The sequence below is a fragment of the Candidatus Manganitrophaceae bacterium genome (assembly GCA_012960925.1).
Taxonomy (GTDB): Bacteria; Nitrospirota; Nitrospiria; order SBBL01; family JAADHI01; genus DUAG01.
On record DUAG01000036.1, the window covers coordinates 1 to 4,658 of the forward strand.

At 48.9% G+C, this 4,658-nt stretch carries 4 protein-coding genes; 1 reads left to right on the top strand and 3 read right to left on the bottom strand.

All coding sequences use genetic code 11. From position 1 onward, the window contains the following. Nucleotides 1–198: 198 nt before the first annotated feature. The 3 genes from EYQ01_05060 to dinB all read right to left on the bottom strand — a co-directional run bounded on the left by EYQ01_05060 (nucleotide 199) and on the right by dinB (nucleotide 2,796). The gene (locus tag EYQ01_05060; GenBank protein ID HIE65172.1) at nucleotides 199–600 is read right to left on the bottom strand and encodes a class I SAM-dependent methyltransferase; all 402 of its coding nucleotides are present in this window, start codon (nucleotides 598–600) and stop codon (nucleotides 199–201) included. A gap of 18 nt (nucleotides 601–618) precedes the next feature. Further along, nucleotides 619–1,521 (bottom strand): hypothetical protein, encoded by a 903-nt coding sequence (locus tag EYQ01_05065; GenBank protein ID HIE65173.1) that lies wholly within the window; start codon nucleotides 1,519–1,521, stop codon nucleotides 619–621. Between the two features lie 111 nt (nucleotides 1,522–1,632). Continuing rightward, nucleotides 1,633–2,796 (bottom strand): DNA polymerase IV, encoded by a 1,164-nt coding sequence (dinB, locus tag EYQ01_05070; protein ID HIE65174.1) that lies wholly within the window; start codon nucleotides 2,794–2,796, stop codon nucleotides 1,633–1,635. A gap of 215 nt (nucleotides 2,797–3,011) precedes the next feature. Here dinB and EYQ01_05075 point away from each other — a divergent pair, with 215 nt between their 5' ends. Then, a complete protein-coding gene (locus EYQ01_05075; protein HIE65175.1) occupies nucleotides 3,012–4,199 on the top strand; it encodes an MFS transporter in 1,188 nt (395 codons plus the stop codon). The last annotated feature ends 459 nt before the right edge of the window (nucleotides 4,200–4,658 follow it).

Below are 4,658 nucleotides of genomic sequence, written 5' to 3' on the forward strand. Positions count from 1 at the left end.
ATTCATTCGCAGTTTCAAATCAACCAGATACGCCGCTTTTTTCAAGTACTCAATACACCACTTTCAGTTATAACTCGTATCGGGTATGTAACGGGGTGTAATGAATACTGGCCTTTAATTGAATTGAGTTTTTCAAAAGTAGTTTGAAGCACAACACCATCTGTATTTTTACAATAAATTTGCCATAAGGCATTAGACTCATGCGCTGACATATTGAGTTATAACTGAAAGTGGTGTATGGAGGGCTTCAAAACGATTGGGTCGAAAAAACATGAAGCTTAGATTTCCGGTAATGCGATCAAAAGAGGGAAGGGAGGGCGGCAGTTTACACACATCCATGCAGGCGAATTCAAGCCAGGGAAGGGCTTCGCCTTTCCTCGCTTGAGCGTATCGAATCTGCATGGGGCTGATATCAATTCCGAGGACGTGGCCCTTTGGCCCGATTTGATCTGCCAGATAAAAGACCGGAATTCCTGCACCCCCACAGGCCACATCAAGCAGGCTGAGGCCGAGACTCAACTGAAGCTGCGACAGGAGGCCCTCAGCAAAGGGGGTGGACCAAGGATCGTTTTTTGGAAGTGTCCATGAGGTCTTCATCATACCAACAGTAAAGACTGTTTATGTTTTTCCTGGGTCGTGGTTCGGAGTCATGGTCCTGTATTTTACAAATTCAGAATAGAGTTCAGAGTCGTAAAACCTCTTCGATGCGACGATTCTTTTAATAATATAGGGATGTGTCGACATCTTCTCCGATAGCATTGAAAAGATATCGCTGTCCAAGGCCTCCTTTTGCGAAAGCAACTCACTTAGATTCATTTGGTGAAACAGGTGTTCACCGACAGAGAGTTTGATGAGTGCCTTTATTGAGGCGTTTAAGTCCTCACATGCGATGAGCCCCCCACGATCGCATGTATATTCCGCTTTTCTCGACCAGAACAAGAAGATAAAATCAAGCAGCATCGAAACAAGCGGAATCCTGACAAACCTGGCGGAGCTGGTCAGAGCAATCCATTTTGTATGGCCGCAGAGTATATGCGAAAACTCATGGCCTAAAATAGAGGTGAGTTCTCCCTGGTTCATACATTCAATTGTTTTTGAATGCAATACAACCGTTTTCTTCCCGATCACACCCATGGCGTAGGCATTGATCTCCTGGCTCTGAATGACATACACCTCGGGTTGCTCCATGCCCAGACGCCTTGAAGCAACTTCGACCGCCTCATAGACTTCCGGCAATTGCATTTTCGAGACCTTGATTCCCTGACCCAGCAATTGACTCTGTTTGAGTTTGACCATCACCACGGCGCCGACCATCCCCAGTAGAATGAGACCGAAGGTCACACGTAATAAGACCAACAGCACAAAAAAGGAAACACCGATGGCAAAGATTAGGTTGAGGGTTTCACCTGGAACACGAAAAAAATCAGGGGAGAGTCTGTCCGGCACTTTAGGACTGATCGCGTTTTTTATGATATAGATGATCAGTCCTACAAGAACGGCTATGAGGAGCAATCTAGGCATTTTTAAGAAGCCTCATTCATATTGAAGAACCCCGCCCTATAAGGGCGAGGATTGTGCTCACTGTGCGTGTTCAATATTTTGTTATTCTACTACAGAACAGGCATTGAAAGTTCATTCGGGTGATGCGCCTCCCCCACCACGCTTGAGGGCGGATGCCCCGTATTTAGACCGAATGAGGTCTGTCGCGGCGTCAATGCGCTGCTGCTTTTGATCGGTTTCATCAAAAAAGAGCTCTCCCTGCACGTAAAAGCCGGAATCCAGATGGCTGAGGCCCATTCCCACGAGCCGGACAGGGCCTTTTTTTTTTGAAAAGTTCGCTTCTAATAGTCCAATCGCCGCCTTTAAGAAATCCTGAGTCGTATGGCTTGCTTTTGTCAGGGTCTTCGAACGGGTGATGGTCTTAAAATCGGAGAAGCGTATTTTGATCTCGACTGTGTGGGCAAAGAGATTCTGACGGCGCAAACGCCAGGCCACCTGCTCAGTCAAGGTCACCAGATGGGATTTTAGCAGATCAAAGTTCTCAAGATCCTTTTCAAAGGTTGTTTCATTTGAGATCGATTTTACTTCATGATCCGGGATCACCACCCGGGTATCCCGCCCACGCGAAAATGCCCAGAGTTGGTCACCCCATTTCCCAAAGAGTTCTCGAAGCATCAAGCGGGGTTGCTGGCGGACTTGATAGATGGTCCGGATCCCGCGTTGCATAAGCATCCGCTCTCCGGAAGTCCCAATCCCCCAGAGACGGCGGATAGGAAGCGGATCGAGAAAGGCTTGAACATCCTCCGGATTGACCACCAGGAACCCGTCTGGCTTTCCCAAGTCACTGGCGACCTTGGCCACAAATTTGTTGGGGGCAATTCCGACAGAGGCGCATAGCCGGGTCTTCTCCTTGATCTCCTGCTTGATCCGCCGTCCAATTTCTTCAAAATCTCCAAAGAGCCTTTCGCTTCCAGTGGCATCGAGAAAAGCCTCATCTAGAGAGAGGGGTTCCACCAACGGAGTGTATTTTTTGAAAATCATGTGGATTTGCTCAGAGACCTCTGCGTAATATCCAATTCGCGGCGATAGAAAAACGGCTTCTGGGCAGAGCCTTCGGGCCTTTGACGTGGGCATCGCACTATGGACCCCGAACGCGCGGACCTTATAGTTGGCGGCCGCGACCACCCCACGTCCCCTCGGACTCCCCCCGACGATAACGGGCTTCCCGCAAAGCTCCGGGCGATCCCGTTCCTCGATCGAAGCATAAAACGCATCCATGTCTATATGCAGAATCACCAGATCATTTTATTCTTCCCTCGGAAAGGCGTCAATACCGTTGAGTTTCCATCGCATAGGCCCTGAGAGTGTAACTATTCAGCATGCCCAGATTTTTCTTCAGGATAAGGCGCGAGGATTTGAGAACCACAGCAACACCACCATGGAGCAATGGGTCTCGCAGAGCCAAAGATGGGTGTGCTGAATAGTGACGTGAGAGTTTGCTATCATGGGCCATGTCTCAACGAAGAAGTTCTTCCCGGGTGGAGCGTCCCCCGTTACTAACACGGGACTTTCTCTTACTATTTATCTCGCACTTATTCTTTGGCTTCGCTTTCTGGCCTTATGTCTTCCTCCCGATCTTTCTTCAGGACTTCGGGGCAGATCTTGTCCTGGTCGGCATCATTATGGGAACGGCCTCTTTTGCCGGAATTCTCATCCGACCGGGTATCGGCCTAGCCCTGGATGGAATCGGTCGAAGAATATGCCTGATCAGCGGCGGTCTCATCTTTATGCTCGCCAACCTCTCCTATCTCTGGGTTGACGGGATCGGGATTGAAATCTTTGGGATACGTCTTTTGCATGGCTTCGGGAGGGGGATCCTGATGGCCACTTTCTTTACCCTAGCCGCAGACATCATCCCCTCATCCAGACGGGCGGAAGGAATCGCTCTCTTTGGCGTCTCAGGTCATCTCTCCGGGGCCATTGGCGTCCCACTTGGAGAATACCTCCTTCGTATTGGTGGCTATAGTCTGCTTTTCAAGGCATGCGCCATCTTTGCGACACTCTCTGTACTTACAAGTTTTTATATTCGAGAACCGCGACACAATGCCCTCAGCCTATCCATCAGACGCTTCCTTCAAATTGCCCTTCAGCGATCCACCCGTGTTCCTCTAATGACAACGCTCTCTTTCGCTCTTGGAATCGCCTCTTACCTGGTTTTCCTGACCCCTTACGCAAAATCTGTTCAAATCGAGTTTGTAAGCTATTTTTTCCTCGCCTACTCCCTGACCGCCGTCACGATTCGCTTGACCGCCGGGGATTGGCCGGACCGCTTCGGGCTAAAAAAGATCCTTTATCCTTCCCTGATTTCCCTTGCCTCGGGGATTGTATTAATCTCCTTCTGGACCACCCCCGTCGGCCTCATTATCAGCGGGATGTTGTGCGGGCTGGGGCATGGATTTATCTTTCCGATTCTATCGACGCTCATTATTAATCGGGGACACGACGGAAATCGCGGCAGTATGATGACGATATTTACGCTCTTTTTTGATATCGGCATCTTCATTGGTACCCCTTTTTGGGGGATGATTGCAAAATTGTATGGTTATCAGACGATGTTTTCCCTCTCGGCGGCAATCATATTGTTAAGTCTAGGATCCTTCCTGTTGCTAGACAAGGAACCGCCCGTTTTGGCGTCGTGATGCACCTTCGAAAGGATTTCTACTCTACCTTAATTTCAACATGCATTCCCTCTTTAAAGTGATCCTTCGTCTCCCCTTCCTCTATTTCAATAATCTGACAGGAAAGTTCATAGGTCCCGGGCGTAAGATTTAGAACCATATCTTTAGAAATGCCTGGGGGAAAGTGCTCAATCTCTCCCAGTTCCCTATATCATCCATTTTCCTTGATCCGTATCACCAGTTCATGCCTATCTTTCCCTCGATTGACCGCAATAAAACGGACCTTCCCCGCCTTAACCGTCTGAGGGGCCGCGATCATCCGATATTCCTTTAATTGAACTCTCACTTCTGCAGCCTCGGCAGTCACCCGCATAGCTGACATTAGAGGCAAAACAAGTAACAGGGTAATCCCCCCATTAATAATGGTTCACAGAAGTAGAGCCTGTGTTGCCAGCGTCAATTTTTGATAGGGTGTAATTC

Excerpts from the sequence above, each read along its gene's own strand:
- EYQ01_05060 (HIE65172.1), bottom strand. The coding sequence starts at position 600 with ATGATGAAGACCTCATGGACACTTCCAAAAAACGATCCTTGGTCCACC.
- EYQ01_05065 (HIE65173.1), bottom strand. The coding sequence starts at position 1,521 with ATGCCTAGATTGCTCCTCATAGCCGTTCTTGTAGGACTGATCATCTAT.
- EYQ01_05075 (HIE65175.1), top strand. The coding sequence starts at position 3,012 with ATGTCTCAACGAAGAAGTTCTTCCCGGGTGGAGCGTCCCCCGTTACTA.